The organism is Fontisphaera persica (assembly GCF_024832785.1).
In the GTDB taxonomy this organism is placed as follows: Bacteria; Verrucomicrobiota; Verrucomicrobiia; order Limisphaerales; family Fontisphaeraceae; genus Fontisphaera; species Fontisphaera persica.
This window is the reverse complement of the sequence record NZ_CP116615.1, coordinates 2,326,055-2,350,458: the sequence shown is the minus strand read 5'-3', so window position 1 is coordinate 2,350,458 and position 24,404 is coordinate 2,326,055. Positions and strand designations below refer to the sequence as shown.

Here is a 24,404-nt window from a genome sequence, read left to right as displayed (position 1 = left end):
TGTGGAGCTTCAGGAGCGGCCCAGATATTTCCAGGCTTCCCAAAAGAGAGACAGGGCAAACACGGCCAGGGCAACACCCAGGGTTTGAAGCACGAGCCGATAGGCCCGGCCCCGCAGGAAGGCCCGGCCTTTGCCGGCAACGACGGCCATCAGGGCCTTGATGCCGCAGAGCAGCAGATAGAAAATGACGAAGAAAACGAGGACGGCGTCCCAGCCCACCTGGCGGGCTTTCAGAACGGTGGCGGCGCCCACGGTGAACCAGAAAAGCCACGGATTGGGGCTTAAAAAATTGGTGACCAGTCCCTTTTGCCAGGAGCGGGGAGGTTCGGTCGAGGCGTCCTCGGCGGGGAGGGAGGGGCGCAAGCTTTGCCAGGCCAGGCGCAGCACAAACAGGCCGCCCGCCAGGGAGATGACGCCCAAGAGGGGGCGCAGCCGGCTGGCCTGCGCAGTAAACCAGAGGGACAGCAGGATGACCGGCAAATCCGTCATCAGGGGCACCAGGGAAGTCTTGAGGCCCTCTTTGACGCCGTGCTTGAGAGACTGCATCAGCACCAGCGTCATGAGCGGCCCCGGCGCAAAGCCGGCAGACAAGCCCAGCACCAGACCCGCGGCAACAATTTCCGACACGCGCCGCATTTAGCCCCGGCAGCCTGCGGGTGTCAATTCCGCATAAAAAAACACTTGTGGAAAAGGCAGGCATAGGCCAATTTTTGCGGTCTCTGGAAGAAAGAAAGGCCGCCGTCCACCCGAAGGACGGCTGGCCGGGTAGAGCGATTGAACATCATGCGCTGGATTTTGCATTGCATTGTGCTGATGGGGATGGCACTGGCGGGCAGCCTGCCGGCGGACACCGGCGTGGCGCCCAACGGGCCGTGGCTGCTTGCGGCGCAGGGGTTGCCCGAGGCGGCGCCGGACATTTTTTCGCTGGGGCCGGTCAAGGTCAGCAACTCCATGGTGGTGACGTGGATTGTGGCGTTGACCGTCATTTTGTTTGCGCGGGTGGCCACGCGCCGCATGGAGCTGGTGCCTTCCGGCAAGCAAAACTTCGTGGAATGGCTGGTGGAAAGTCTGCATGATTTTCTGGAAAGCATCATCGGGGCCGAGCTGGTGAAAAAGACCTTCTGGTTTTTTGCCACCATTTTCATCTTCATTTTGTTCAGCAACTGGTTTGGCCTGATTCCCGGGGTGGGGACCATAGGCTGGTATGACCCGGAGCATCCCGGCCACATTGCCCGGCCCCTGTTCCGCGGGGTGAATGCCGATTTGAACATGACGGCGGCGATGGCGATGATTTTCTTTGTGATGTGGACAATCTGGGCGTTTCAGGCCAACGGCGCGAAGGGATTTGTGCTGCATTTGTTTGGGCCGAAGGGCGACACCACCGGCGCTTTGAAGGTGCTGATGATTCTGGTGTTTCTGCTGGTGGGGGTGCTGGAAGTGGTGTCCATCTTATTCCGCCCGGTTTCCCTGAGTTTTCGTCTTTATGGCAACATTTTTGCGGGGGAAAACATGCTGGAGAGCATGGCCCGGCTGGTGCCGGCCTTGAGCTGGCTGATTCCCATTCCGTTTTATTTTCTCGAAGTCCTGGTGGGCCTGGTGCAGGCGCTGGTGTTCATGCTGTTGACGGCGGTGTTCACCCTGCTGATTTGCACGCATGAGGAAGGACACGAGAAAGGACATCATTAAGGCGCTGCGGCGCCTGGGACACTTTCGGCGGCTGGACCGTGCCTGGAGCGCGGGAGCCGCCGGAAACAACGAAAGGACAAACCTATGTTGACGCCAATCCTTGCGGCGGCCGAACCGGTGGCCGAAGCCGTAAAAGCGGCGGGCATGACGGGCAACCTGCACATTGGGCTGGCCTGCCTGGGCGCAGCCCTGGGCGTGGGCTTCATTGGCATGAAAGCCTCTGAAGCGGTGGGGCGCAATCCGGGCGCCTCGACCAAAATCCTGGTGCAGGCCATTCTGAGCACCGCCTTTGCCGAAGGGATCGTGTTTTTCGCGATCTTTTTGGCGAAATAATCCAACGGCGCCGGGGGGCGAGCCCCCTGGCGCCCGCCACTTTTGATCGGGACAACGTTGTATGAACAGCATGCTTTTGTTGGCCGCAGGCACGTTGCAGGATACGGCGCGTGAAACCGCCCTGACCTTCGGTCTGGACTGGCCGCATTTCATTGCGCAATGCATCAGCTTCGCCATTGTGGCCTTCCTGCTGCATCGGTTTGCGTACAAGCCGGTGCTCAAGATGCTGGAGGAGCGCAAACAGCGCATTGCCGAGAGCCTGGCCAACGCCGAGCGAATCAAGGAAGAGCTGGCCAAAACCGAGCAGGCACGGCAGGAGATTCTGGCTCAGGCCAATGCCCAGGCCAACCGGGCCATCGAGGAGGCGCGCGCCGCGGCCGCCAAGGTGCTGGAAACGGAAACGCAAAAGGCCATTGCGGCCGCCAATCAAATCATCGCCAAGGCCAACGAGGCCAATGCCGCGGAAATCGCCCGCCTGCGGGCCGAGTTGAAGCGGGAAATCGGGCGGCTGGCGGTGCAGGCGGCGATGCAGGTGACGGGCAAGATTTTGACGCCGGAAGACCAGAAGCGGTTGGTGGAGGAAACCAACCGCGAGCTGGCCGCTTGAAGCGGCCCGGAGTTGAAGCAGCAGCGGCAATTTGAGGTGACCCCGTGAAAGTGACCAAACAGGCGCGGCGCGAAGCCAAGAAGCTCTTTGCCTTGTGCAAGGTCAACGGCGTGCTGGACGAGGGACGCGCGCGGCAGGTGGTGGCGGAAGTGACGGCCCGCCAGCCGCGGGGGTACTTGGGCATTCTGCAGCATTTCCAGCGCCTGCTGCGCCTGGAAATCCAGCGCCGGACCGCGCGCGTGGAGAGTGCGATTCCACTGGCCGCCCCCCTGCGCGAGGGCGTGCAGGCGGGGCTGATTCGGCGGCACGGGCCGGGGTTGCGCTTCGAGTTTGTGGAGAATCCCGCGCTGCTGGGCGGCCTGCGGGTGCAGGTGGGCAGCGAGGTGTGGGACGGAAGCGTGCGCAGCCGCCTGGCTGAACTGGAAGAGCGGCTGGCGAGTTGAGGAATTTTTACGGAATACGCTATGAGCAACATTCTGCAGGAAATTGAAGCCCAGATTACGGGCGTAAAAAGCGCGGTTTCCCGTCGCAATGTGGGCATCGTGCGCGAAATTGGCGACGGCGTGGCCAAGATAGAAGGGCTGGACGACGCCATGTTGAACGAGATGCTGGACTTCGGCGACGGCGTGACGGGGCTGGCCTTGAACCTGGAAGAGACGGAGGTGGGCGCCATCATTCTGGGTGATTACCTGAAGGTCAAGGAAGGCCAGGAGGTGCGCACCACGGGCAAGCTGTTGCAGGTGCCGGTGGGCATGGGCCTGCTGGGCCGGGTGGTTAATGCGCTGGGCGAGCCGATTGACGGCAAAGGCCCCATCAAGGCTGCCGGGGCCTATCCGGTGGAAAAGATTGCGCCCGGCATCATCAAGCGCCGCTCGGTGAATCAGCCGGTGCAGACGGGCATCATGGCGGTGGACGCGATGATTCCCATCGGCCGCGGCCAGCGCGAATTGATCATTGGCGATCGCTCCACGGGCAAGACCACCATCTGCATTGATACCATCATCAACAATGCCCGGTTGAACCGCGAGGCCGAGCAGCGGGGCGACAAGACCTACCGGCCGTTGTACAGCATTTACGTGGCCATTGGCCAGAAGCAGTCCAACATCGCGCGGGTCATCAGCGTGCTGGAGCAATACCAGGCCATGCCGTACACCATCGTGGTGGTGGCCTCGGCCTCGGACAGCGCCACCATGCAATACCTGGCACCGTTTGCGGGGGCGGCCATGGGTGAGTGGTTCATGGACAACGGGATGGACGCCCTGATTATTTACGATGATTTGTCCAAGCATGCCGTGGCTTACCGGCAGGTGTCGCTGGTGTTGCGCCGGCCCTCGGGACGCGAGGCCTACCCGGGTGACGTGTTCTACCTGCATAGCCGGTTGCTGGAGCGCGCGGCTCGGTTGAATGAAAAGAACGGCAACGGCTCCCTGACCGCCCTGCCCATCATTGAAACGCAGGCGGGTGACGTTTCGGCGTACATTCCCACCAACGTGATTTCCATCACCGACGGCCAGATTTTCCTGGAAACGGACTTGTTTTACCAGGGCGTGCGTCCGGCCATTTCGGTGGGCATCTCGGTGTCCCGCGTGGGGTCTGCCGCGCAGGTCAAGGCCATGAAACAAGTGGCCGGCCGCATCAAAGGCGAGCTGGCACAGTTCCGCGAGCTGGCGGCCTTTGCCCAGTTTGGCAGTGATTTGGACGCGCGGACGCTGGCGCAGCTCGAGCGGGGCAAGCGCATCGTGGAAGTGTTCAAGCAACCGCAGTTTCATCCGGTGCCGGTGGAAATCCAGGTGGCCATTTTGTGGACGGTGCAAAACGGTTTCATGGATGATGTGCCGGTGGACAAAATCAAGGATTTCCAGGCCAAGCTCACGGACTTTCTGGTCAACCGCAAAGCGGACCTGATAGCCCAGTTGGAGCGGGAAAAGGCGCTGAGCGACCTGCTGGTCAATCAGCTCAAGGCAGCGGTGACCGAGTTCAAGCAGACCTATCAATAATTTTAACCTGACGCATGCCCAGCACGCGCGACATACGCCGCCGCATCAAGTCGGTCAAAAGCACGGCCCAGATTACCAAGGCCATGCAGATGGTGGCGGCGGCCAAGATGCGCAAGGCGCAGCAGGCCGCCCTGGCGGGCCGGCCCTATGCGGCCCTGCTCAACCGGGTGATGGCCGAAGTGTCCCACCATGCGGGCGACTTCCAGCATCCCTTGATGCAGGCGCGCCCGGTGGCCAAGCGGGCCGTCATTCTCATCACCACGGACAAGGGCCTGTGCGGCGCGCTGAACAGCAACCTGTTGCGGGAGAGCCTGAAGTTTGATCCGGCCACCACCGTGTTCATTGCGGCCGGGCGCAAAGGCTCCCAATTTGTCGCCCGCACCAAACGGCAACTGGCGGCGGAATTCAGTTACAAGGACACCCCGCAATTCAGCGAGGCGCGGGCGATATGCAAGTTTGCCTGCGACCTGTTCACCGAAGAGGAAGTGGATGAGGTGCAGGTGCTCTACACCAACTTCATTACCACCCTCAATCAGCGGCCGGAGGTGCGGACGCTCCTGCCCGTGGGCCGGCTGGAGGCAGTCTCCGCCGACTTTGCCGGTGAAAACAAGGAGGAGGCGCCCTTGCCGGCAGGCAGCTCGGAATTTTTGTTCGAGCCGTCCGCCGAGCAGGTGTTTCAAGCCCTGTTGCCGCATTATCTGAACTTCCAGCTCTACCAGTACCTGTTGGAAGCCAAGGCCAGCGAGCACAGCGCGCGGATGGTGGCCATGAAAAACGCGACCGACAACGCCAACCAGCTCATTCGCACGCTCACCCTGCAATACAACAAGATGCGCCAGGCAGGCATCACCAAGGAATTGCTGGAGATTGCCTCCGCCACGATGGCGCTGGAGTAAAACCCGATTTGGAGCCAAGCAACCTGATTTTTAGAACCGCATGAATAAAGGCAGAATCGTACAAATCATCGGCCCGGTGGTGGACGTCGAGTTCCCGGAGCAGTTGCCCGGCATTTACCATGCCCTGACCGTGGAGTTTTCCGTGTGGGGCCAGCAGCAAAAGCTGACCCTTGAGGTCCAGCAGCATCTGGGCGGCAAATGGGTGCGCACGGTGGCCATGGGCAGCACCGAAGGTTTGAAACGCAATCTGGAAGTGGTGGACACCGGCGGCCCCATTTCCATGCCGGTGGGGGACGAGGTCATGGGGCGGGTGTTCAACGTGGTGGGCGAGCCGGTGGACGAGCGCGGGCCGGTGCACGCCCGGAAGCGCTACCCCATTCACCGGCCGGCGCCGAGCCTGACCGAGCAATCCACCAGCCCGCAGATTCTGACCACCGGCATCAAGGTCATTGATTTAATCTGCCCCTTCCTCAAGGGCGGCAAGGTGGGCGCGTTCGGCGGGGCGGGCGTGGGCAAGACCGTGGTCATCATGGAGTTGATTAACAACATCGCCAAAATGCACGGCGGCGTGTCCGTGTTTGCCGGGGTGGGCGAGCGCACCCGCGAGGGCAACGATTTGTATCATGAAATGTCCGAGGCGGGTGTCATCAACCAGCAGGATTTGGCCAAATCCAAAATCGCCCTGGTGTACGGCCAGATGAACGAGCCGCCGGGGGCGCGTTTGCGCGTGGCCCTGAGCGGGCTGGCCATCACCGAGTATTTCCGCGACGAAAAGAATCAGGACGTGCTCCTGTTTGTGGACAACATTTTCCGCTTCTCGCAGGCCGGCTCCGAGGTGTCGGCGCTGCTGGGCCGCACCCCCAGCGCGGTGGGTTATCAGCCCACGCTGGCGGCGGAAATGGGCGACTTGCAGGAGCGCATCACCTCCACCAAGAAGGGGTCCATCACCTCCTTCCAGGCGGTGTACGTGCCGGCGGACGACTTGACCGACCCGGCCCCGGCCACCACCTTCGCGCACCTGGACGCGACCGTGGTGTTGGAGCGCTCCATCGCCGAGCTGGGCATTTATCCGGCGGTGGACCCCCTGGCCTCGACTTCCCGCGCGCTGGCGCCGGAGATTGTGGGGCAGGAGCATTATGACGTGGCCCGCGGCGTGCAGCGCGTGCTCCAGCGGTACAAAGATTTGCAGGACATCATCGCCATTCTGGGCATGGACGAGCTCTCGCCGGAGGACAAGCTGACGGTGTTCCGCGCCCGCAAGATTCAGCGGTTCCTGAGCCAGCCCTTCAACGTGGCCAGCGTGTTCACCGGTCGCGAGGGCAAGACGGTGCCGGTGGCCGAAACGGTGCGCGGCTTCAAGGAAATCCTCGAGGGCAAACACGATGACGTGCCCGAGGGCAATTTCTACATGAAGGGCGGCATTGACGAAGTGCGCGAGTAACCGGAAGCGCCCTGGCGGCGCTGCGATTCCACCATGGCCTCACAATTGAAACTGGAAATCGTCACCCCGGAGGGGGTCACCACCTCCGAAATGGTGGACTATGTGACCCTGCCCGGCGTGGAGGGAGAGATGGGGATTTACCCCATGCACGTGCCGTTGATGACCCAGATTGTGGCGGGAGAAATCGTGGTGCGCAAAGGCGGCGAGGAGTATCTCCTGGCGGTGGGGGATGGCTTTGTGGAAATCACGGCGGACCATGTGTCGGTGTTGACCGACATGGCCATCAAGGCCAATGACATTGACGAGGCCAAGGCGGAGGAGGCCCGCCGCCGGGCCGAAGCCCGCCTGCAGGAAAAATTGAGCCAGGAAGAATTGGCGGCGGCCCAGGCGGCCCTGGCCCGTTCCGCCGCGCTGTTGCAGGTCAAGAAACACTCCAAGCGCACTTAACCGGGCGGGGAAGGTGGTTTTCCGCGCTTGGGCCTCCCCTTGGATGCGGCAGGTGAGCCTGCCCGGGAGGGCGCCGCGGAGGTGGGGCAGTCCCCTGGGTTTCTTCCTTGCCTTCCGGCCCGTTTCCCGCTTAGTTTTTGTTTCAGCAGCGGTTGCGCGAGTAGCTCAACTGGATAGAGTGACGGCCTCCGGAGCCGTAGGTTGTGGGTTCGACTCCCGCCTCGCGCACCAGCTTGCTGTTATATGCCGCTCCACGGCCAGGAGGGGCCTCATAAGTTATGGCGCAGAAAAAATGGTTTGCACCCATCGAGGAGAAGACCCACGACATCGGGGAATTGGACCTTCCCAAAAAGTGCCTGGTGCTTGATGATGATGAGGATTTTGTCCGGGTGATGACGGATTTCCTGCAAACCCAGAACTGGCAGGTGCATACGGCTAAATCGGGCGTGGAGGGCTTGAAGAAAATCATGGCCGATGATTTTGATTTGGTGATTTGCGACATGGTCATGCCCAACCTGCCCGGCGACATGTTTTATCTGGCGGTGGAGCGGACCAGGCCCCGGTTGTGCCGGCGGTTCATTTTCATGACCGGCCATAAAGGGGACCCCAAGATTGATGCGTTCATCCGGCGGGTGGGCGGTTTGATGCTGTGGAAGCCCTTTCAAATGCACGAGCTGCAAATGGCCATTCAATCCGTCCTGCGCAAGGCCACCCGCATGGAGGAGTCCGAGCAGACCAATTGATGCTGCGGCGTCCTTATGTGGCTGGCTTTTCTGAATTTCAATCCCGGCACTGGCCTGATGGTGGGCTCTCTTTGGGTGGGCGTGTGGCTGGGTTGGGCGGCTTGGGCCACTCGCTGGAAGGCTGCGCCGGGAGCGGGAGTGTGGAAAACAGCCCGTGCCTTCGTCACGAGTGGTTTGCTGGCGCTGGCCATCCATGTGGTGATTGTTTTCGACAACTTTCACCACTGGAGCCATGAGATGGCCCGCATTGCCATGGAGCTGCGGACGGCCGAGTTTTTACCGCGGCAGACCGGGGGCGCCATCTATCTGACCTATGTGTTTTTAGCCTTGTGGGTCATGGAGGCGGGCTGGAGCTGGCTGGCTTTTGAGGCCTGGCAAAGACGCCCTCGCTGGCTGGACGGGCTGGTGCAGGCGTATCTGCATCTTTACGGCGTGGTGTTGATTCTGTTGCTGGGAGGCACGGCCGCGCATTATATCCCGCCGGTCATCCCGGGGATTTTCGGCGTGGGGGTGGTGGCGGTGTTGACGTGGCTATGGCGGCGCGGCAGACAGGCGGTCATGCCCGCCGGCACTAAGGCCCCGTGAAGTCGGCCGGCGCTGCGCAGTTCTATTGACGCCGGGCGGCAAATGGGGCAATGTAACTTTACAGGACAGCGCGCCAATCATCCACCAAACCCCGATCATTTATGACAACCGCCGAAAGTGGCCCGGAAATGCCCAAGGAAACCGAAGCCTTGCCTGAGGCCACCCTGCTGCTGGTGGCGCATCAATTCACGCCACGAGAAGAATTAACCCGCATGTTGGTGGCGGAGGGACATCGGGTGTTATTCCCCCCTTCGCTGGCGGAGGCGCAGGCCCGCATCACCAGTGGGGATGCGCTGGTGGTGGCTGTGGACCGGCCGGGCGAGGCGGAATTTGGCCTGTTATGCGCATTGCGCGACAGCGAGACGGCGTGGCATGTGCCGGTGATTGTCATCAGTGAAAAGGCGGATGAGGCGGCATTAAACAGTTGTTTGCAACTGGGGGCGGTGGACGCCTGGCACTGGCCGGTGGATGAAGCCCGGCTCAAAGCCCGGCTCAAAGGGTGTCTGGCCGTTAAACAACACTGGCAGCTTCTGGCCTTGAACCTGGACCTGACTACGCGTGCCAAGCAGGAGGCGGAGCGCCTGGCCACCAGTTTGATTGATTTGGGGGTGGGGATGGTCAAAGAGAAAGACCCCCTGGCGGTGATGGAGATGATCCTCAAGGAGGCCATGCGGATCACCGATTGCGAGGGCGGCACCATCTACATGCGGGGGCTGGATCAAACGCTTCGCTTTCTCCTGGTGCGCAATGACATGCTCGACATCAACATGGGCGGCAGCACGGGCAAACCCATCACTTTTCCCCCCTTGAAGTTGATGGGCGAGGATGGCAAGCCCAATCATCAATATGTCGCCAATCATGCCGCCCTGACCGGACAGACCGTCAACATAGAGGATGCCTATTCCGCGGGGCGTTTTGATTTTTCCGGCACGCGGCGTTTTGACGCCAATACCGGTTATCGCAGCAAATCTTTCCTTACGGTGCCCTTGAAAAATGAGCGGCAGCAGGTGATTGGGGTTTTACAACTCATCAACGCCCGTGACCCGAAAACCGGGGCCATCGTGCGTTTCGATGCGGCCGTCCAACCCACCATCGAGGCCTTTGCAGTGGTGGCGGCGGCGGTGTTGGACGCCTACCGGACCAGCCAATTGGGCAGTAGTGCGGTTTGAACGGCGGGGGAATCCCAGACCTGCCGCTGGTCAGGCCTTTGGGGGATGGTATCCGAATTCATTTACCCGGCAGGCAAAATCCCATGGCTCGGCAAGCAGCGAGGCGGGCATTGCCTGCATCGGCGGTGTGGCGGGGGCGGAGGGGGATTTAAGTTACCACCCGTACGCTGTTCATCCCGCCATAGGGGTCTGGAGCGCTTTCGGTGGCCGCCGGGTCAGGCAGCCATTGACCATCCACGACAAACTTGTATTCATAACGCCCCGGCGCCAGGTTGACACACAATGTCCAGCAGCCGTCTTTGCCCTTTTTCATGGGTTTGGGATTGAGCTCCCAACTCGTGAAATCCCCGGCGAGGGCCACATGCCCTGCGGTGGGCGCTTCATAAGCAAAACAGACCCGCTTGCGTGTTGTTTTTTTTGGTGCCATAACCCATTTGACCATTTGAAACTACCATCCGGCCCTATTCAACATGAACTGACTTAAAGGCACGGTCAAGTGGTTTTAGGGCAATTTTCCAAAAGGTCACAATTGCCGACGGCAAGCAGGGCTGGAATGGCAGGCAGGAGTTCAAGGGGGGGACGGTTTTGCGCCGGTTTTCAAAAACGGGTCAGAGGCATTCCTTTTGCACAAAACCCTCGCCTGTTTCACCTGATTTAGGCCGCAAGGGCATGAGCCGGTAGGACTCGCGGGCAATTCCAGCGGCGAGATTCAAGAGGCTTTAGCCGATTAGTCCTAAACCTTTCTGGTGCAAAGTTTTCCAGCGGCTTGGAGAAAGACGATACATCAGGGCGGGGCGGCGATGTTCTGAGCGGTCCAGTTTTCCAGTGGGTACAAACAAACCCGTGGCAAGCAGGCGATGGCGAAGGTTTCGTTTGTCCAGGGGACGTCCGGCAATCAATTCACAGAGGCGTTGCACTTGGGGGAATTTGAAGGTCGGCGGCAGAAGGGCCAGGGGGTTCAGCCCCGTGCGGGCTTGTGCGTGCAGCCAGACCAAGGCGGCCTGAAGGATGTGCGCGTGGTCGAAAGCCAGCGCCGGGGGATTCAGAGCATCGAACCATTGGGCCTCGGCCGCGTCACTGCCTGGCTTAAGCGGCTGGTTGGCCTGGCTTGACAAAAAAATGAAAGCCACGCTGACCACCCGCTCCCGGGGGTCACGGTCCGGCCGGCCAAAGGCCCCGAGCTGATGCAGATTTTCGGGCGCCACTGACAAGCCCGTTTCCTCCTCCAACTCGCGGCTGGCGCTGGTTTCGAGGGATTCTTGCATGTCCAGAAAACCGCCTGGGAAAGCCCATTGCCCAGCGAAGGGCGGTTGGGCGCGGCGGACGAGCAGCACCTGAAGGTCCCAGCCAGTGAACCCGAAAACCACGGTGTCCACAGTCACAGCCGGGTGCGGGTAGGCATACTGGTAGGGTTTGCGGATATTGCTTTTGCGCGGGGTGCTCATAACGGGAGCTCAGTGGGGAGCAGCCAATCCGCGGGCCTGCAGGACCAGCCGGGTTTTTAGTTCGTGCAGGGTTTCCTCCAACCCCACCGGATACTGATGAGGATAGACAAAGCGTTTAATCCCGGCATGGAAGCGGCGCAATTGCGTGGCTGCAAACTCGCGGATGGCCGGCAGCGGCGGCGGCGTGTACACCCGCTGGCCTTCGCGGAAGATTGGGATTAGCAGGTCTTGGGCGGCGAGGTTGGCTGACATGATTTTGCGGCGGGTGGGGTCGGTGGGGTCCACGATTACGGCAGGTGATTTAACGCCGAGTTCGGTGTCATAAATCATGTCGCCCACGTATTCTTGCCCATTGTCGAAACGCCGAATCTGTTGGATGCCGGGAGTGGAAATCTTGAGGTTTTGCTCGCTGAGTTTGATGACATGGCGCCAGGGGCCGCCCGGGTCGCGAATCATGGCCAGTTTATAGACGCCGCCAAGGGCCGGCTGGTCATAGGCGGTGACCAGTTTGGTGCCCACGCCCCAGACATTGATGGCCGCGCCCTGGTCTTTGAGGCTTTCGATGATGTGCTCGTCGAGGTCGTTGCTGGCCACGATGGCGGTGTCCTGAAAACCGGCGGCATCCAGGATTTTTCGTGCCTCCTGGCTCAGGTAGGCCAGGTCGCCGCTATCCAGGCGAATCCCGGCAAGTTTCCAGCCCTTTTCCCGCAGTTTTTTCCCAACTGCCACCGCATGGCGGACTCCCTCCAGGGTGTGGTAGGTGTCCACAAGGAAAACGGCGTTGTTGGGCATGGCTTCCGCATAGGCCTCGAAGGCCTCGATTTCGCTGCTAAACGACATGACCCAGCTATGGGCGTGTGTTCCGCGCACGGGGATGCCCAGGAGGCGTCCGGCGAGGACATTGGAGGTGGCATGACACCCGCCCACATGCGCCGCCCAACTGGCGGAAAGCGCCCCGTCCATGCCTTGCGCGCGGCGCAAGCCAAACTCGAGCACCGGCTCGCCGCGGGTCGCGCTCACCACGCGCGCGGCTTTGGTGGCAATCAGGGTTTGGAAATTGAACAGGTTCAGCAGGGGTGTTTCCAGAATTTGCGCCTGGATGATGGGGCCGCGCACGCGCACCAGCGGTTCCAGGGGAAACACCGTGGTGCCTTCAGGGACGGCGTCCACATCGCAAGAAAATCGTAGCTGGCCCAGATATTCCAGAAACTCAGGGCGAAAGAGCGGGCGTTCATCGTTGCCACGGAGCGTGGCGAGGTATGCAAGGTCTTCGGCGCTGAAATGAAAATGCTCGAGAAAGTCCACCGCCCAGGCAAGTCCGGCGGCCACGCTGTAGCCGCCGTTGAAGGGATTCCGCCGGAAATACAGGACAAACACTGCCTCCTGCCCGGTATGACCGGCATGCCAGTAGCCCTGGGCCATGGTTAACTGGTATAAGTCGGTGGCCAGGCTGAGATTCAAACGGTAGAGGCGGGAGAGGTAACCTGCGGGCGGTGGCGTGCCTAATGCGACATTATGGAGCGGTGGAATAGTCAACTTGGGGTGAGGCTAACACATTCTTGGGGGATGTCAATTTGGGGCAAACACGGTGGCAGTGGGGAGAGGGTTGGACCACAGATGTCCAACGCCTCATGGCATCATGAGCGCATGAAAAACTGGTGGCAGAATTGGCAGCGTCAGGAACACGTGCGGGTGATTGCCCGCTTTGGCCAGGCGCAGTTGGTGATGACGGGCCGGGGACGCGTCGAGTTGCGCGGGGGCACAGCGGCCGACATTGCTGAAGCCAGGGAATGGATTTCCCTGTTCATGCATGAGGCCGTGCCCGCGTGCCGGCCGGCGCCGGCTTGCGAGGCGGCTCCCCGGGATGGTTGGCGAGAAAAGGTCAGGCCTCCAAACCGAAGGCCTTTTGCATCTGCTGGCGCACCTGGGTGAGGCGCTGGACGTTGCCGCCGCCCACTTCGCAGGTGGCCCAGCCGTGGAAGTGAATATCGGCCAGGGCTTTGCGGATTTCAGCCCAGGGCACGTCGTCTTCGGCGCTGGTGATGTCGGTGAATTTGTTTTTGGCGCGGCTGAAGCCCTTGACGTCCAATTTCACGCAGCGATGGCCGAAAGCGCGAATCCATTCGGCCGGCTGTCCATATTTCCAATGGTTGCCCAGGTCGTAGTACATGCCCACCCAGGGACTTCGGAAACTGTCCACAAAGCGGATGAAGCGGTCGGGGGATTGCTCGGGGCCGCGATCGTGATCGTACATCATGCGGTTCCAGACGTTTTCCACCAGGATGTGCTGTCCCAGGGAGGCTGCCAGCGGCAGCACGGCCAGGATTTCCTGGCGGCAGCGTTCCTCGATTTCCTCGGCCGGGCCGTCTTCGCCGCGGCCCACCACAATCAGCACGCCACTGCCGCCCGCGGCGTGGCTGACGCGCAGGCAGTGTTCCAGATTGGCGCGCGCCTGAGCGCGGTCCTCGGGCTTGGGACTGGTCAGGCGTTTATTCCAATGCTCATGGTTGATGGCGTTGTGCACAAACACACCCGACTCCTGCACGGCGGCGCGCACTTGTTCCGGGGTGTAGCCGGCGGCCTCGTCGAAATCCACGCCGTCAAAACCGGCCTGAGCCGCCATGCGCAGGCGCTCCACCACGGTTAATTTGCGGCCCTCGGCCTCCCGCGCAATCATGCTGAGCTTGGTGGCCAGCAGCAATTTTTTGCCCGTGGGCGGCCGCACCACGGCCGGGGCTGCTATTGCTGGGGCGCTCTCTGCAGCCAGCCCGATGCTGGCGGCGCCCAAGGTGGTGGAGGCCAGGGTAACCGTGAGAAACTCACGGCGATTTTGCGGTGCAGTAGTGGTTTTCATGGGGAGTGGCTTATGCCCCGGGCGCCAGGCAACCGTGCGGAAACTTTAGACCATTTTCCACGGAGCCCGGTAGTCGCGGGTTAAAAGTTTGCTGGCTTCAGGGTCATCCAAGATTTTCTCCTTCTTCGGGTCCCAGCGGATTTTGCGTTTCACCAGCATGGCAATCAGACCGAGATGGCCTGGAATGGCGGAGTGATGCGCCACTTCCACGGGCGTGACGGTGGGCTTGCGGGATTTCACGCAGTCCAGGAAATTGCGGTAGTGCGGGCTTTTGCCGGTGGTCAAAGGCAGTTGCACTTTGCGCTGGGCCTCGGGCAGGGAACGGCTTTCGGCCCAGGCGGGATTGGAGGACTCAAAGGCATTGCCGCGGTTGACCCAGACCCAGCCGTCGGTGCCAATCCACTTGGTGCCACTGCGGATGTCCCTGTGGCCACCGGCGATAATCATGGTAATGCCGCCGGGGTACTTGCATTCGATGCGGTAGCGGGTGCAGGTGTTCCAGATGGCATCGGCGGGCGGAAACTCGCCTTCGCCTTCGACTTCCAGTGGGCCGATGGTGTCGTCGTTGCCCAGCCCCCAGTGGGCGATGTCGCAATGATGGCCAATCCAGTCAAGCAACTGTCCGCCGCCGATGTTGTAATTCCAGCGCCAGTTTTTATGAACGCGGGCTTCGATGTACGGCTCCATGCGCGAGGGGCCAATCCACAGGTTGTAATCCAGTTCCGGCGGTGGGTCCGTGATGGCGGTTTTATTGCGGGTGCCGGCAAAATCCGTATGCCCGCTGGGCAAACCGACTTCCACGCGGGTGACCTGTCCAATCAGGCCGTTGCGCACGATTTCTGCGGCGTAGTGGAAATTTTTTTCGGAGCGCTGCCAGGAGCCGGTTTGCCAGATGCGCTTGTGGGAACGGACGGCTTTGACGATGGCCTGTTGTTCCGCAATGGTGCGGGCCAGGGGTTTTTCGCCGTAGATGTCCTTTTTCTGGCGGGCGGCCTCCACGGCGGTGAGCATGTGCCAGTTGTCCGGCAGGGCGAGCATGACGGCATCAATGTCCTTGCGGGCCATCAATTCGCGGTAGTCTTTGTAGGCTTTGCAGTCTTCGTTATTGTACTTGCGGTTGACGGCCTGGCGCGCCTGCTCCAGGTGCCGTTGGTCCACGTCGCATACTGCCACCACCTGGCAATCTTCATGATTCATGAAGTTGGAGGTGTTGCCCGGGCCTTGCATGCCCCAGCCGACCACGCCGAGCGTGATGCGGTTGGAAGGCGCATTGGCCCCGAGCAAACGCGAGGGAACGATGAGGGGGAGGGCGCTGGCAGCCGCGGTGGTGGTTAAAAATTTCCGGCGATTCCAGAGAGCTTGCTGTGTCATACGAAATACATGACGCGGTTTTTTGGCCGGAGATTCAAGCAAAATCCAGCAGCTCGCTGGCCTCAGCCTGGGGGCATGCCGCCGCTGGCTGTTTCAGACCATACCCTGTGGCAAAACCACTTACCTCGGAGTGGGAGCCACTTTGCCATCAGCCAGTCTGGTCCTTGGCCACGGGGGCGGGGTGGCAGGTGGGGGCGCAGGAAACTTTCCCGGCGCGATTTTCGATGCGGATTTTTCAGCTTTGCCTCATCGGCATGCGTTGCGCCCTTGGGCAAAGGAGCGGCTGGGAAATGGTTGTCTTTGACGGGCGGCCTGGGGCATAATGCGCTCACACATGAGCAACCATCAACAACGGAGCCAGTTATGAAATATCGTCCATTGGGCAAAAGCGGATTGAACGCAGCCATTGTGGGGGTGGGTACTTGGGTCATGGGCGGGGGCGAGGTGTTTGGGCAGGACACCGATGACCGGGAGTCCATTCGTACCTTGCAGGCGGCGATTGACCGGGGGTTAAACCTCATTGACACCGCTCCTGCCTACGGCTGGGGTCGCAGTGAGCGGGTGGTGGGCCAGGCCATCAAGGGACGGCGCGACAAGGTGATTGTGGCCACGAAGGTGGGTTTGTGGACGGATGATGACCGCGGCTCGTTTTTTGCGCCTTTTTACGGGCGCACCTTGCGGCGCAGCCTGCGGCCGGACACGATGCAAATTGAAATTGAGCGCAGCCTCAAAAACCTGGAGGTGGATTGCATTGACCTGTACCAGATTCACTGGCCCTCGGTGCCGCCAGATTTCACGCCGGTGGAGGTGACCATGGAGTGCCTGCTGAAAATGCGGGACCAGGGCAAAATCCGGCACATCGGCGTGTGCAACGTCACGCTGGAGGAGCTGAAGGCGTATGGCGCTTGCGGGCCTATTGCCACCGACCAATTCCGCTACAGCATGATTTGGCGGGACGCCGAAAAGGACATTCTGCCTTATTGCGCGCAAAACCAGATTGGCACCCTGACCTACATGTCACTGGAGCAGGGGCTGCTCACGGGCAAGGTGACGATGGAAACCCAGTTTCCCAACACGGATTTTCGCAACAACCAATTTTGGAATCCGTGGTTCCTGCCGGCCAACCGGCGCAAGGTGCTGGACATGCTGGCAGGGTGGAAAGACTTGTTGGAGAAATACGCGTGCACCCTGGCCCAGTTGGTGGTGGCCTGGACGGCGGTTCAGCCGGGAGTGACTCACGTATTATGCGGCATCCGCAATCAAAAGCAGTTGGAGGACAATGCGCGCGCCGGAGAAATTGAACTGGCGCCGGCCGATGTGGCGCGGATTCGCCGTGACGTGGAGGCGCTGGGTCAGCCTGAGGGCAAGGCCTACTGACCTTTCGGCCTGGGCGCCTTGAATTTGCGAAGACCCCTCCCCGCAAGGCGTGCTTGCGGAGCTAACTGACAGGCGTGCCGCCTGTATTTCAGGCCCAGGTGCGGGGGCGAGGGGTGCGAATAATTTCCGTCAGGGTGGAAGACACGGTGGTGGCCTGGCTGCTGAGGTGTTCGCGGTATTCGCCCGTTTCCTCAAAAGCAGGCCGTCCTGCTTCCAACCAATCAATGTGGTTGCGATGGGCCAGCGCCTTCAGGTAGGACATCATCTCCACCGCCACGGGATGGGCCTGGTGCTGGCGGTCAATCACCGCCGTCATGGCGCACGTCAAACCGTGGACGCCGGCGGCCCATGACTCCAGCCATTGCCTCAAGGTTTCCGGCAGGGGACTGCGGCCGTGGGCTGCGATGATAACGATGTCCGGTTGTCTGGCTTGGTCCAAGGCCACCTGCAAGGCGAAGGCGGGGAACTCCATCGTGACCGTATGCGCTTCGGCAGCCACGGGCAGGAGTGGCAGCATCCGGGCGATGACCGTCCGCGCCTGGGCCCCACAGGTGGCATCCTCGCAAGCAACAAGGATGTTGAGATGAATTGAATCGCCCCAAACATTGTCCGGGCCTGACTGTTGTGGTCTGGGGGCTTTCACAGGGGAACGTACGCCTCGGCGGGAGCATTTGCAAATGGTTTCAGAAAAAAATAACCGGACGATGACCGGGGCGCGGGGTTACGGCCCTGTCTTGAAGCTTGCATGAATCGCCGGGTGCATTAAGTTGCCGGTCTATGTCTGTTGGACAAGTCGCAGGGAAAGGTTCGGTTGAAGCCACGGCTGCTTCAGTCCATGGTCTGACGCATCCGGATGCGTTTTGCCGCCGCCATTTAGGCCCCCAGACAGCCCAGGAAATCCAGGAGATGTTGGAGGTATGCGGCGTCCAGTCGCTTGAGGAACTTATGGAGGCGGTGGTGCCGGCCAGCATCCGGCGCCGGGAGCCTTTGGCGTTGCCAGCCGCTCGTACGGAGGCAGCCGCCCTGGCTGAGATGCGGAGGCTGGCCGGCCAGAACCGCGTCTATCGTTCCTATCTGGGCATGGGGTACCACGATTGCATCACGCCGGCGGTAATCCAGCGCAATATCTTGGAGAATCCAGGCTGGTACACGCAATACACTCCCTACCAGGCGGAAATCGCGCAGGGGCGATTGGAGATGTTGCTCAACTTCCAAACCATGGTTTGCGATTTGACGGCCATGGAAATTGCCAACGCCTCCTTGCTGGACGAGGCCACGGCCGCCGCGGAGGCGTTGATGATGTGTGCGCGGTTGCGCGAGGGGCGCCGGCGTTTTCTGGCGGCCGCCAACTGCCATCCACAAACCCTGGAGGTGGTGGAAACGCGCCTGGCCGCCCTGGGGGCGAAATTGGAAATAGGCGAGCCGTCAGGCTTCGCCTTCGATGCTAACGTGGCGGGCGTGCTGCTGCAGTATCCGGATACCTGCGGGCACATTGAGGATTATTCCGCCGTGGTTCAGCGGGCACATGCAGCCGGGGCCTTGGTGGTCATGGCGGTGGATTTGTTGAGCCTGACGCTGCTGCGTCCACCGGGGGAAATCGGCGCGGACATTGCCGTGGGCAACGCTCAACGGTTTGGCGTGCCGCTGGGTTTTGGCGGCCCGCATGCCGCCTTTCTGGCGACCCGGGATGCATACAAAAGGCAAATGCCCGGGCGGTTGGTGGGAGTGAGCAAAGACTCGCGGGGACGCCCGGCGTTGCGCCTGGCGCTGGGCACGCGGGAACAGCATATCCGGCGGGAGAAGGCGACTTCCAACATTTGCACGGCCCAGGCGCTGCTGGCCAACATGGCCGCGGCCTACGCCATTTATCATGGGCCGGAAGGACTGACGGGCATTGCCCGGCATGTGCATCGGCTCGCGGCAATTCTGGCGGCGGGCGTGGCGCGCCTGGGGCATGAGCCTTCGGCGGGGCCGTGGTTTGACACGCTGAAGATTCATTTGCAGGGCTGCAATGCCGAAGCATTGCTTGGGTGGGCCGAGGCGCGGCAGGTGAATTTGCGCCCGTGGGGCAATGATGCCGTCATTGTGGCCCTGGATGAAACAGTTTCAGCAGAGGATTTGGACGATTTGCTGGCCATTTTCAACCGCGGCGTGCCGCCGCCGTTCAAGGCGCGCGAGCTGGCGGCGCAGGTGCCAGAGGAGACTTTGCCGCAATGGCCGGAGACCATGCGCCGCCAGAGCGCGTTTTTGACGCATCCGGTGTTTCATTTGTACCACTCCGAAACCGAAATGCTGCGGTACTTGCGGCGGCTGGAAGCCCGGGATTTGTCGCTGTGTCAGGCCATGATTCCCCTGGGGTCGTGCACCATGAAACTCAATCCGGCGGCGGCCATGCAGCCCTTGAGCTGGCCGGAATTTGCGCGGCTGCATCCCTTTGCACCATCGTCGCAAGCACAGGGGTATCTGGCAATGTTTGCGCAATTGGAGTCGTGGCTGGCGGAGGTGACGGGGCTGGCGGCGGTTTCCCTGCAACCCAATGCCGGTTCGCAGGGTGAATATGCGGGGCTGTTGGTCATTCGCCAGTTTCACCAGGCGCGCGGGGAGGCCCAGCGCGATGTTTGCCTGATTCCGATGTCCGCCCACGGCACCAACCCGGCCAGCGCGGTGATGGCGGGGATGAAGGTGGTGCCGGTGCTGTGCGACAAAGAAGGCAACATTGATTTGCAGGATTTGGGGGCCAAGGCGGCGCAACATGCGGCCCAATTGGCGTGTGTGATGGTGACTTATCCGTCCACGCATGGCGTGTTTGAGGAGGGCATTGTGGATTTGTGCCGAATCATCCACGAGCACGGCGGTCTGGTGTATATGGACGGCGCCAACCTCAACGCCCAGGTGGGTTGGTGTCGGCCGGGGGACATGGGGGCGGATGTGTGCCATATCAATTTGCATAAAACTTTTGCCATCCCGCACGGGGGCGGGGGGCCGGGGATGGGGCCGATTGCGGTGCGGGCGGATTTGGCGCCATTTTTGCCCGGCCATCGTACCGCAGGAGTGCCTGCCAGCCGCCAGGGGGGCGCGGTGTCGGCGGCGCCATGGGGTAGCGCGTCCATTCTTACGATATCGTGGATGTACATGGCCATGATGGGCGCAGAGGGTTTGCGACAGGCCACGGCCTTTGCGATTCTCAACGCCAATTATGTTTCCCGCCGGCTGGCACCGTATTTTCCCACGTTGTACCGCGGGCGGAATGGCTATGTGGCGCATGAGTGCATCCTGGACTTGCGGGCGTTCAAAAATGTGACCGCCGAGGACGTGGCCAAACGCCTGATGGACTATGGTTTCCACGCGCCCACCCTCTCCTGGCCGGTGGCGGGCACGCTGATGGTGGAGCCTACGGAGAGCGAGTCCAAACGCGAGTTGGACCGGTTCTGCGCCGCCATGATAGCCATCCATGCCGAGATGCAGGCGGTGGAAAACGGGCAGATGGACCGGGTCAATAATCCCTTGAAAAATGCGCCGCACACCGCGGACATGTTGGCAGGCCCGTGGGAGCGGCCCTATTCCCGTGAGCAGGCGGCGTTTCCGGTGGCGGCCCTGAAGGAGCACAAATTCTGGCCGGCGGTGGGGCGGGTGGACAATGTCTGGGGGGATCGCAATCCGGTTTGCACCTGCGCGGGCATGGAGAATTATGTCTGAACTTTTTTTGAACGGGCCAATGGGGAGTTTTGTCTAAGGGCCCAAGATGTCGGGTTGTAAGCCTCCTTTGGCACAAAAATGTTGAAGAAAAATGCATTAAATCCGTTGACAAAGACTTGCGGGGCTGGCTATAAGAAACCCAAGTATCGCATGAGTTGGCTTTGGGGAGCCCCAAGTCATCGCAGGTAAAAACAAACAATGCTATGAAAAAACTTTTTGCAACCGCCGGGATGGCCGCCCTGGGCGCTGCCAGCATGAATGCCGCGACGCCGCCAACACTTCTGCCGCAGGAAACTGCCAAACCGTGGAGTGTTTCGGCCTCGGTGCGTGGGTTTTACGATGATAACTATGCGACGCTGCGGAGCGGCTTGCGCCGGGATTCCTTCGGGCTGGAGGTGAGCCCGTCGGTGCGGGGTCATATCATCAAGGAGATGACCCAACTGTATGCTTCGTACAAGTTTGGCATGCGCTACTACGAGGACCGCATCAACAACGAGCTGGACTACTCCCATCTGGCCAATGTGATGCTGAACCACGACTTCAGCGAGCGCTTCCGGATGACGCTGTATGATGATTTTGTGGTGGCGCAGGAGCCTTCCCTGCTCAACCCGGCCCAGCCGGTGCAGACCCTGCGCGTGCGTGGCAGCAACCTGCGCAATACCGCGGGCGCCGATTTCCGGGCGCGGCTGACCGAGAGCGTGGCCTTTGAACCGGGTTACTCCTTCACGGTGTACGATTACCGCGAGAAGGGCAACGGCAGCTACTCGGCCATCTTGGATCGGCATGAGCACCTGGCCAAGGTGGGCGTGCGCTGGATCAACATGTTGGAGCGCACCGACGGCTTGCTGGGTTACCAGTACATGTACACCGGCCACACCAGCAAGGACACTTTGGACCCGACGGGGGCTGTTTATCTGTCGCCCAAGCTGCGTGACACCCGCTCGCATTACTACTTTGCCGGCGTGGATTACAGCGCTTCGGAGCGGCTGACGCTCAGCGCGCGCGCGGGCGCGATGACGGTGACCTACCGCAACAACCAGAGCAACCGCACCAGTCCCTACTTTGATGTGTCGGCAAGCTACCGCTTTGCGGAAGCCAGCACCATTCAGTTGGGATACAAGTTGCAGCGGATGACCACCGATTTGATTGGCTACACCGGCATGGCGCCGCTGAACCTGACGGTGGACCAACTGGCGCACTTCTTCTATGCGCGGGTGAGCCACACCATCAGCCGCCTCACGCTCAACGCGGGCGCGCAGTACCAGTATGGCACTTTCCGCGGGGGCGCGGTGAACAGCCAGGATGAAGGTTACCTGAGCGTGGATTTGGGCGCCAGCTACAAGATTAATCCGTTCCTGGCGGCCGAGGCGGGGTACTCGTTTGACTGGCTGAAGGATTACGGCTGGCCGGCGGGCACGGAGCGCGATTTTCATCGCAACTTTGTGTACATCGGCCTGAAGGCCACGTATTAAGCCTGTCGGCCGCGGTGTATCCAATCGCGCGACAAAGGATTACCAACGACAACTTGGGAGGAGGCTGGACCCAAAATATCTAGCCTCCTTTTTTTATGATGGACAGCACGAAAAATTTCGGCGCGCCGCCGGCAGAAACGAAGCTGCACTTCCTGGATTACTGGCGTATCATCCGGGTGCGGAAGACCGTCATTTTAACGGTATTCATGCTGGTGGTGCTGACCACCACCCTGGTCACCCAGTTTCTTCCCCCCACCTACGAAAGCGTCGCCCGCATTGAGGTGGAAAAAGACATGCCGGACGTGGAGGGATTCCGTGAGCGGCCCATACTGGCCACCTTTGATCCCTACTGGATGCAAACCCAGTTTGAGATCATCAAATCCGGCACGGTGCTGGACGCGGTTATCAACAAGCTCCGGTTGAATGAGCGCTTTGCGGAGCGGGATGGCATGCAGGTGCCCTACCGCATGGACGAGACCCGGTTGCTCCTGCGGCGGATGGTGGATTTGAATCTTTATCGCAATACCACCATCATTGAAATTCGGGTGGAAAGCCAGAAACCGGAAGAGGCGGCTGAAATTGCCAACGCCATCGCGGAGGCGTACCGCGAATACCGGCAGCGCACCCGTTTGACCCTGGTGGAAAAGGGCATTCAAACCTTGCAGGATGAACTGAAACTCAAGGAGCAGGAATACTCCGCGCGGGAATCGAATGTGGTGCATTTACGGAAAAACCTGGAGATCAATGACATTGATCCCTACAGCGGGCGCGTTTATGGCACCTTGGATTCCGAAACCATCCGCCGGCTCGACGCGGTGCATGTGGATGCACAGGCGCGTTATGTCGAGCTGAATGCGCAGTACACCAAGCTGGCCAAAATGACGCGCACGGAATTGAAACGGGCGCTGGTCACCGTGCAGCCTGACACCATTCTGATGACGCTGCTGGAGGACTTGAACAAGACGGAGCAGCAACTGGCGCTGACAGCCGAAGACTACGGGGAAGCGCATCCGGAATACAAGCGCCTGGTGCAATTGCTCAACACCCAGGAGCGGCTGGTGGACGAGCGGCTGACCGGCATCCTGGAAGGACTCCGGGCGGTGGTGGAGAAAAGCAAGGCGGGGGTGGAGGAACTGGCCCACCGCCTGGATGAGGCCAAGAAAAAAGACCGCGAGGCGGGGTCTCGTTTGATGGAGTATTATTCCGCCAAGGAGGAATTGGAGACCGCGCGCTCGGTGAAAAACGCATTGGCCATGCGCATCCAGGCCGCCATTCTGGACAACCAGAAAATTCAATACTCCGTGGTCAAGATGGTGGACCAGGCCGAGCCGATTTTGCGCCCGGTGCGGCCCAAAAAAATCCTGAACATCAGCCTGGGGGTGGTGGCGGGGCTGGTGCTGGGCATCGGGCTGGCGTTCTTTGTGGAGTACCTGGATACCAGCGTGAAGACCATTGACGATGTGGAGCGCGCGCTGCAGGCGCCAGTGCTTGGGGTTATCCCGCAAAATGTGGGCAACTTGTTGGAGGAGGGGCCGGAGAGCCCCCATGCGGAGGCCTATCGAGTATTACGCACCAATTTGTTGTTCTCCCGCAAGGATGACCACTGGAATACGCTCACGGTGGTCAGCGCCGGCGCGGGCGAAGGCAAATCCACCACGCTGTTTAACCTGGCGGTGGTCTTCGCACAGAGCGGCAGCCGGGTGCTGCTGGTGGACTCGGACCTGCGCCGTCCCAGCCTCCACAAGCGGCTGGGCGTTTCCAACAGCGTGGGCTTGACCAACTTCCTGCTCAAACAAAACAGCCTGCCCGAGGTGATTCAAACCACCAGTCTTGCCACGCTGGATTTCATGCCCAGCGGCAAACTGCCGAGCAGCGCGATGGGCATTTTGAATTCTCCCGCCATGAAGGAGATGATTGCCGAATTGAAGCGGCGTTATGATTTTGTGTTCTTTGATTCACCGCCCATCATGGGCATCAGCGATGCTTCCATCCTTGCCAGCGAGGTGGACATGACGCTGCAAATTATTCAGTACCGCCGCTACCCGCAGCCCATGACCATCCGCGCCAAGCAGATGATTGAAAAGGTGGGCGGCAACCTCATGGGCATTGTGCTCAACAACATCAATATGTCCTCCGACTCTTATTATTATTACTACAGCGGTTACTTCGAAGAGTCTTATTACAAGGACAGCGATGATAAATCCTCCGGCCGCCGCAAGAGCAAGCGCAGCGGCGGGGAGGCCAGCCCGGCTTCGTCCGAGGTGGAAATCAAACAAAAATACTAA

Annotated in this window: 22 protein-coding genes and 1 tRNA gene; 16 read left to right on the top strand and 7 right to left on the bottom strand. The window is 60.7% G+C overall.

Annotation, left to right across the window (positions count from 1 at the left end; all coding sequences use genetic code 11):
• Positions 1–9: 9 nt before the first annotated feature.
• Positions 10–627, bottom strand: coding sequence for a LysE family translocator (locus tag NXS98_RS08660; RefSeq protein WP_283848095.1), 618 nt, complete (start codon positions 625–627; stop codon positions 10–12).
• A 156-nt stretch (positions 628–783) separates the two neighbouring features.
• Here NXS98_RS08660 and atpB point away from each other — a divergent pair, with 156 nt between their 5' ends.
• From atpB to NXS98_RS08600, 12 genes are all read left to right on the top strand, one after another.
• Positions 784–1,686 carry a F0F1 ATP synthase subunit A gene (gene atpB, locus NXS98_RS08655; protein ID WP_283848094.1) on the top strand — a complete coding sequence of 301 codons (903 nt, stop codon included), beginning with the start codon at positions 784–786 and terminating at the stop codon, positions 1,684–1,686.
• An 84-nt stretch (positions 1,687–1,770) separates the two neighbouring features.
• Complete coding sequence (locus NXS98_RS08650; protein ID WP_283848093.1) at positions 1,771–2,019, top strand: ATP synthase F0 subunit c; 249 nt, start codon at positions 1,771–1,773, stop codon at positions 2,017–2,019.
• 61 nt (positions 2,020–2,080) lie between these two features.
• On the top strand, positions 2,081–2,626 hold the full coding sequence (atpF, locus tag NXS98_RS08645) for a F0F1 ATP synthase subunit B (protein ID WP_283848092.1): 546 nt from the start codon (positions 2,081–2,083) through the stop codon (positions 2,624–2,626).
• Between the two features lie 44 nt (positions 2,627–2,670).
• Entirely contained in the window at positions 2,671–3,069 is a 399-nt protein-coding gene (locus NXS98_RS08640) for a F0F1 ATP synthase subunit delta (protein WP_283848091.1), read from the top strand.
• A 21-nt stretch (positions 3,070–3,090) separates the two neighbouring features.
• Positions 3,091–4,623: a F0F1 ATP synthase subunit alpha gene (atpA, locus tag NXS98_RS08635; protein ID WP_283848090.1), complete on the top strand. Its 1,533-nt coding sequence runs from the start codon at positions 3,091–3,093 to the stop codon at positions 4,621–4,623.
• Between the two features lie 14 nt (positions 4,624–4,637).
• Positions 4,638–5,519 (top strand): ATP synthase F1 subunit gamma, encoded by an 882-nt coding sequence (gene atpG / locus NXS98_RS08630; protein WP_283848089.1) that lies wholly within the window; start codon positions 4,638–4,640, stop codon positions 5,517–5,519.
• Positions 5,520–5,559: 40 nt separating this feature from the next.
• The gene (gene atpD, locus NXS98_RS08625; RefSeq protein ID WP_283848088.1) at positions 5,560–6,960 is read left to right on the top strand and encodes a F0F1 ATP synthase subunit beta; all 1,401 of its coding nucleotides are present in this window, start codon (positions 5,560–5,562) and stop codon (positions 6,958–6,960) included.
• 33 nt (positions 6,961–6,993) lie between these two features.
• The gene (locus tag NXS98_RS08620; protein WP_283848087.1) at positions 6,994–7,407 is read left to right on the top strand and encodes a F0F1 ATP synthase subunit epsilon; all 414 of its coding nucleotides are present in this window, start codon (positions 6,994–6,996) and stop codon (positions 7,405–7,407) included.
• A gap of 154 nt (positions 7,408–7,561) precedes the next feature.
• A tRNA-Arg gene (locus NXS98_RS08615) sits at positions 7,562–7,638 on the top strand.
• Positions 7,639–7,685: 47 nt separating this feature from the next.
• Positions 7,686–8,150 carry a response regulator gene (locus NXS98_RS08610; protein WP_283848086.1) on the top strand — a complete coding sequence of 155 codons (465 nt, stop codon included), beginning with the start codon at positions 7,686–7,688 and terminating at the stop codon, positions 8,148–8,150.
• 15 nt (positions 8,151–8,165) lie between these two features.
• A complete protein-coding gene (locus NXS98_RS08605) occupies positions 8,166–8,735 on the top strand; it encodes a hypothetical protein (protein ID WP_283848085.1) in 570 nt (189 codons plus the stop codon).
• Between the two features lie 101 nt (positions 8,736–8,836).
• On the top strand, positions 8,837–9,904 hold the full coding sequence (locus NXS98_RS08600) for a GAF domain-containing protein (RefSeq protein WP_283848084.1): 1,068 nt from the start codon (positions 8,837–8,839) through the stop codon (positions 9,902–9,904).
• A gap of 148 nt (positions 9,905–10,052) precedes the next feature.
• Here the strand turns inward: NXS98_RS08600 and NXS98_RS08595 are convergent, their stop codons facing one another.
• From NXS98_RS08595 to NXS98_RS08575, 5 genes are all read right to left on the bottom strand, one after another.
• Complete coding sequence (locus NXS98_RS08595; protein WP_283848082.1) at positions 10,053–10,331, bottom strand: glycogen-binding domain-containing protein; 279 nt, start codon at positions 10,329–10,331, stop codon at positions 10,053–10,055.
• A 292-nt stretch (positions 10,332–10,623) separates the two neighbouring features.
• Entirely contained in the window at positions 10,624–11,349 is a 726-nt protein-coding gene (locus NXS98_RS08590; RefSeq protein ID WP_283848081.1) for an NUDIX domain-containing protein, read from the bottom strand.
• A 9-nt stretch (positions 11,350–11,358) separates the two neighbouring features.
• Positions 11,359–12,810, bottom strand: coding sequence for a nicotinate phosphoribosyltransferase (locus NXS98_RS08585; protein ID WP_283848146.1), 1,452 nt, complete (start codon positions 12,808–12,810; stop codon positions 11,359–11,361).
• A gap of 421 nt (positions 12,811–13,231) precedes the next feature.
• On the bottom strand, positions 13,232–14,203 hold the full coding sequence (locus NXS98_RS08580; protein WP_283848080.1) for a sugar phosphate isomerase/epimerase family protein: 972 nt from the start codon (positions 14,201–14,203) through the stop codon (positions 13,232–13,234).
• A 45-nt stretch (positions 14,204–14,248) separates the two neighbouring features.
• On the bottom strand, positions 14,249–15,574 hold the full coding sequence (locus NXS98_RS08575; RefSeq protein ID WP_283848079.1) for a Gfo/Idh/MocA family protein: 1,326 nt from the start codon (positions 15,572–15,574) through the stop codon (positions 14,249–14,251).
• A gap of 363 nt (positions 15,575–15,937) precedes the next feature.
• Between NXS98_RS08575 and NXS98_RS08570 the strand changes: the two genes are divergently transcribed.
• The gene (locus NXS98_RS08570; protein ID WP_283848078.1) at positions 15,938–16,951 is read left to right on the top strand and encodes an aldo/keto reductase; all 1,014 of its coding nucleotides are present in this window, start codon (positions 15,938–15,940) and stop codon (positions 16,949–16,951) included.
• An 88-nt stretch (positions 16,952–17,039) separates the two neighbouring features.
• Here the strand turns inward: NXS98_RS08570 and NXS98_RS08565 are convergent, their stop codons facing one another.
• Positions 17,040–17,594: a hypothetical protein gene (locus tag NXS98_RS08565; RefSeq protein WP_283848077.1), complete on the bottom strand. Its 555-nt coding sequence runs from the start codon at positions 17,592–17,594 to the stop codon at positions 17,040–17,042.
• 134 nt (positions 17,595–17,728) lie between these two features.
• Here NXS98_RS08565 and gcvP point away from each other — a divergent pair, with 134 nt between their 5' ends.
• The 3 genes from gcvP (at position 17,729) to NXS98_RS08550 (ending at position 24,404) form a co-directional block, all read left to right on the top strand.
• Positions 17,729–20,647: an aminomethyl-transferring glycine dehydrogenase gene (gene gcvP, locus NXS98_RS08560; RefSeq protein WP_283848076.1), complete on the top strand. Its 2,919-nt coding sequence runs from the start codon at positions 17,729–17,731 to the stop codon at positions 20,645–20,647.
• Between the two features lie 203 nt (positions 20,648–20,850).
• On the top strand, positions 20,851–22,119 hold the full coding sequence (locus NXS98_RS08555) for an outer membrane beta-barrel protein (RefSeq protein ID WP_283848075.1): 1,269 nt from the start codon (positions 20,851–20,853) through the stop codon (positions 22,117–22,119).
• Positions 22,120–22,214: 95 nt separating this feature from the next.
• Positions 22,215–24,404, top strand: a complete 2,190-nt coding sequence (locus tag NXS98_RS08550) for a GumC family protein (RefSeq protein ID WP_283848074.1) — start codon at positions 22,215–22,217, stop codon at positions 24,402–24,404.

Excerpts from the sequence above, each read along its gene's own strand:
- atpB (WP_283848094.1), top strand. The coding sequence starts at position 784 with ATGCGCTGGATTTTGCATTGCATTGTGCTGATGGGGATGGCACTGGCG.
- NXS98_RS08650 (WP_283848093.1), top strand. The coding sequence starts at position 1,771 with ATGTTGACGCCAATCCTTGCGGCGGCCGAACCGGTGGCCGAAGCCGTA.
- atpF (WP_283848092.1), top strand. The coding sequence starts at position 2,081 with ATGAACAGCATGCTTTTGTTGGCCGCAGGCACGTTGCAGGATACGGCG.
- atpA (WP_283848090.1), top strand. The coding sequence starts at position 3,091 with ATGAGCAACATTCTGCAGGAAATTGAAGCCCAGATTACGGGCGTAAAA.
- atpG (WP_283848089.1), top strand. The coding sequence starts at position 4,638 with ATGCCCAGCACGCGCGACATACGCCGCCGCATCAAGTCGGTCAAAAGC.
- atpD (WP_283848088.1), top strand. The coding sequence starts at position 5,560 with ATGAATAAAGGCAGAATCGTACAAATCATCGGCCCGGTGGTGGACGTC.
- NXS98_RS08620 (WP_283848087.1), top strand. The coding sequence starts at position 6,994 with ATGGCCTCACAATTGAAACTGGAAATCGTCACCCCGGAGGGGGTCACC.
- NXS98_RS08610 (WP_283848086.1), top strand. The coding sequence starts at position 7,686 with ATGGCGCAGAAAAAATGGTTTGCACCCATCGAGGAGAAGACCCACGAC.
- NXS98_RS08605 (WP_283848085.1), top strand. The coding sequence starts at position 8,166 with ATGTGGCTGGCTTTTCTGAATTTCAATCCCGGCACTGGCCTGATGGTG.
- NXS98_RS08600 (WP_283848084.1), top strand. The coding sequence starts at position 8,837 with ATGACAACCGCCGAAAGTGGCCCGGAAATGCCCAAGGAAACCGAAGCC.
- NXS98_RS08595 (WP_283848082.1), bottom strand. The coding sequence starts at position 10,331 with ATGGCACCAAAAAAAACAACACGCAAGCGGGTCTGTTTTGCTTATGAA.
- NXS98_RS08590 (WP_283848081.1), bottom strand. The coding sequence starts at position 11,349 with ATGAGCACCCCGCGCAAAAGCAATATCCGCAAACCCTACCAGTATGCC.
- NXS98_RS08580 (WP_283848080.1), bottom strand. The coding sequence starts at position 14,203 with ATGAAAACCACTACTGCACCGCAAAATCGCCGTGAGTTTCTCACGGTT.
- NXS98_RS08575 (WP_283848079.1), bottom strand. The coding sequence starts at position 15,574 with ATGACACAGCAAGCTCTCTGGAATCGCCGGAAATTTTTAACCACCACC.
- NXS98_RS08570 (WP_283848078.1), top strand. The coding sequence starts at position 15,938 with ATGAAATATCGTCCATTGGGCAAAAGCGGATTGAACGCAGCCATTGTG.
- gcvP (WP_283848076.1), top strand. The coding sequence starts at position 17,729 with ATGTCTGTTGGACAAGTCGCAGGGAAAGGTTCGGTTGAAGCCACGGCT.
- NXS98_RS08555 (WP_283848075.1), top strand. The coding sequence starts at position 20,851 with ATGAAAAAACTTTTTGCAACCGCCGGGATGGCCGCCCTGGGCGCTGCC.
- NXS98_RS08550 (WP_283848074.1), top strand. The coding sequence starts at position 22,215 with ATGATGGACAGCACGAAAAATTTCGGCGCGCCGCCGGCAGAAACGAAG.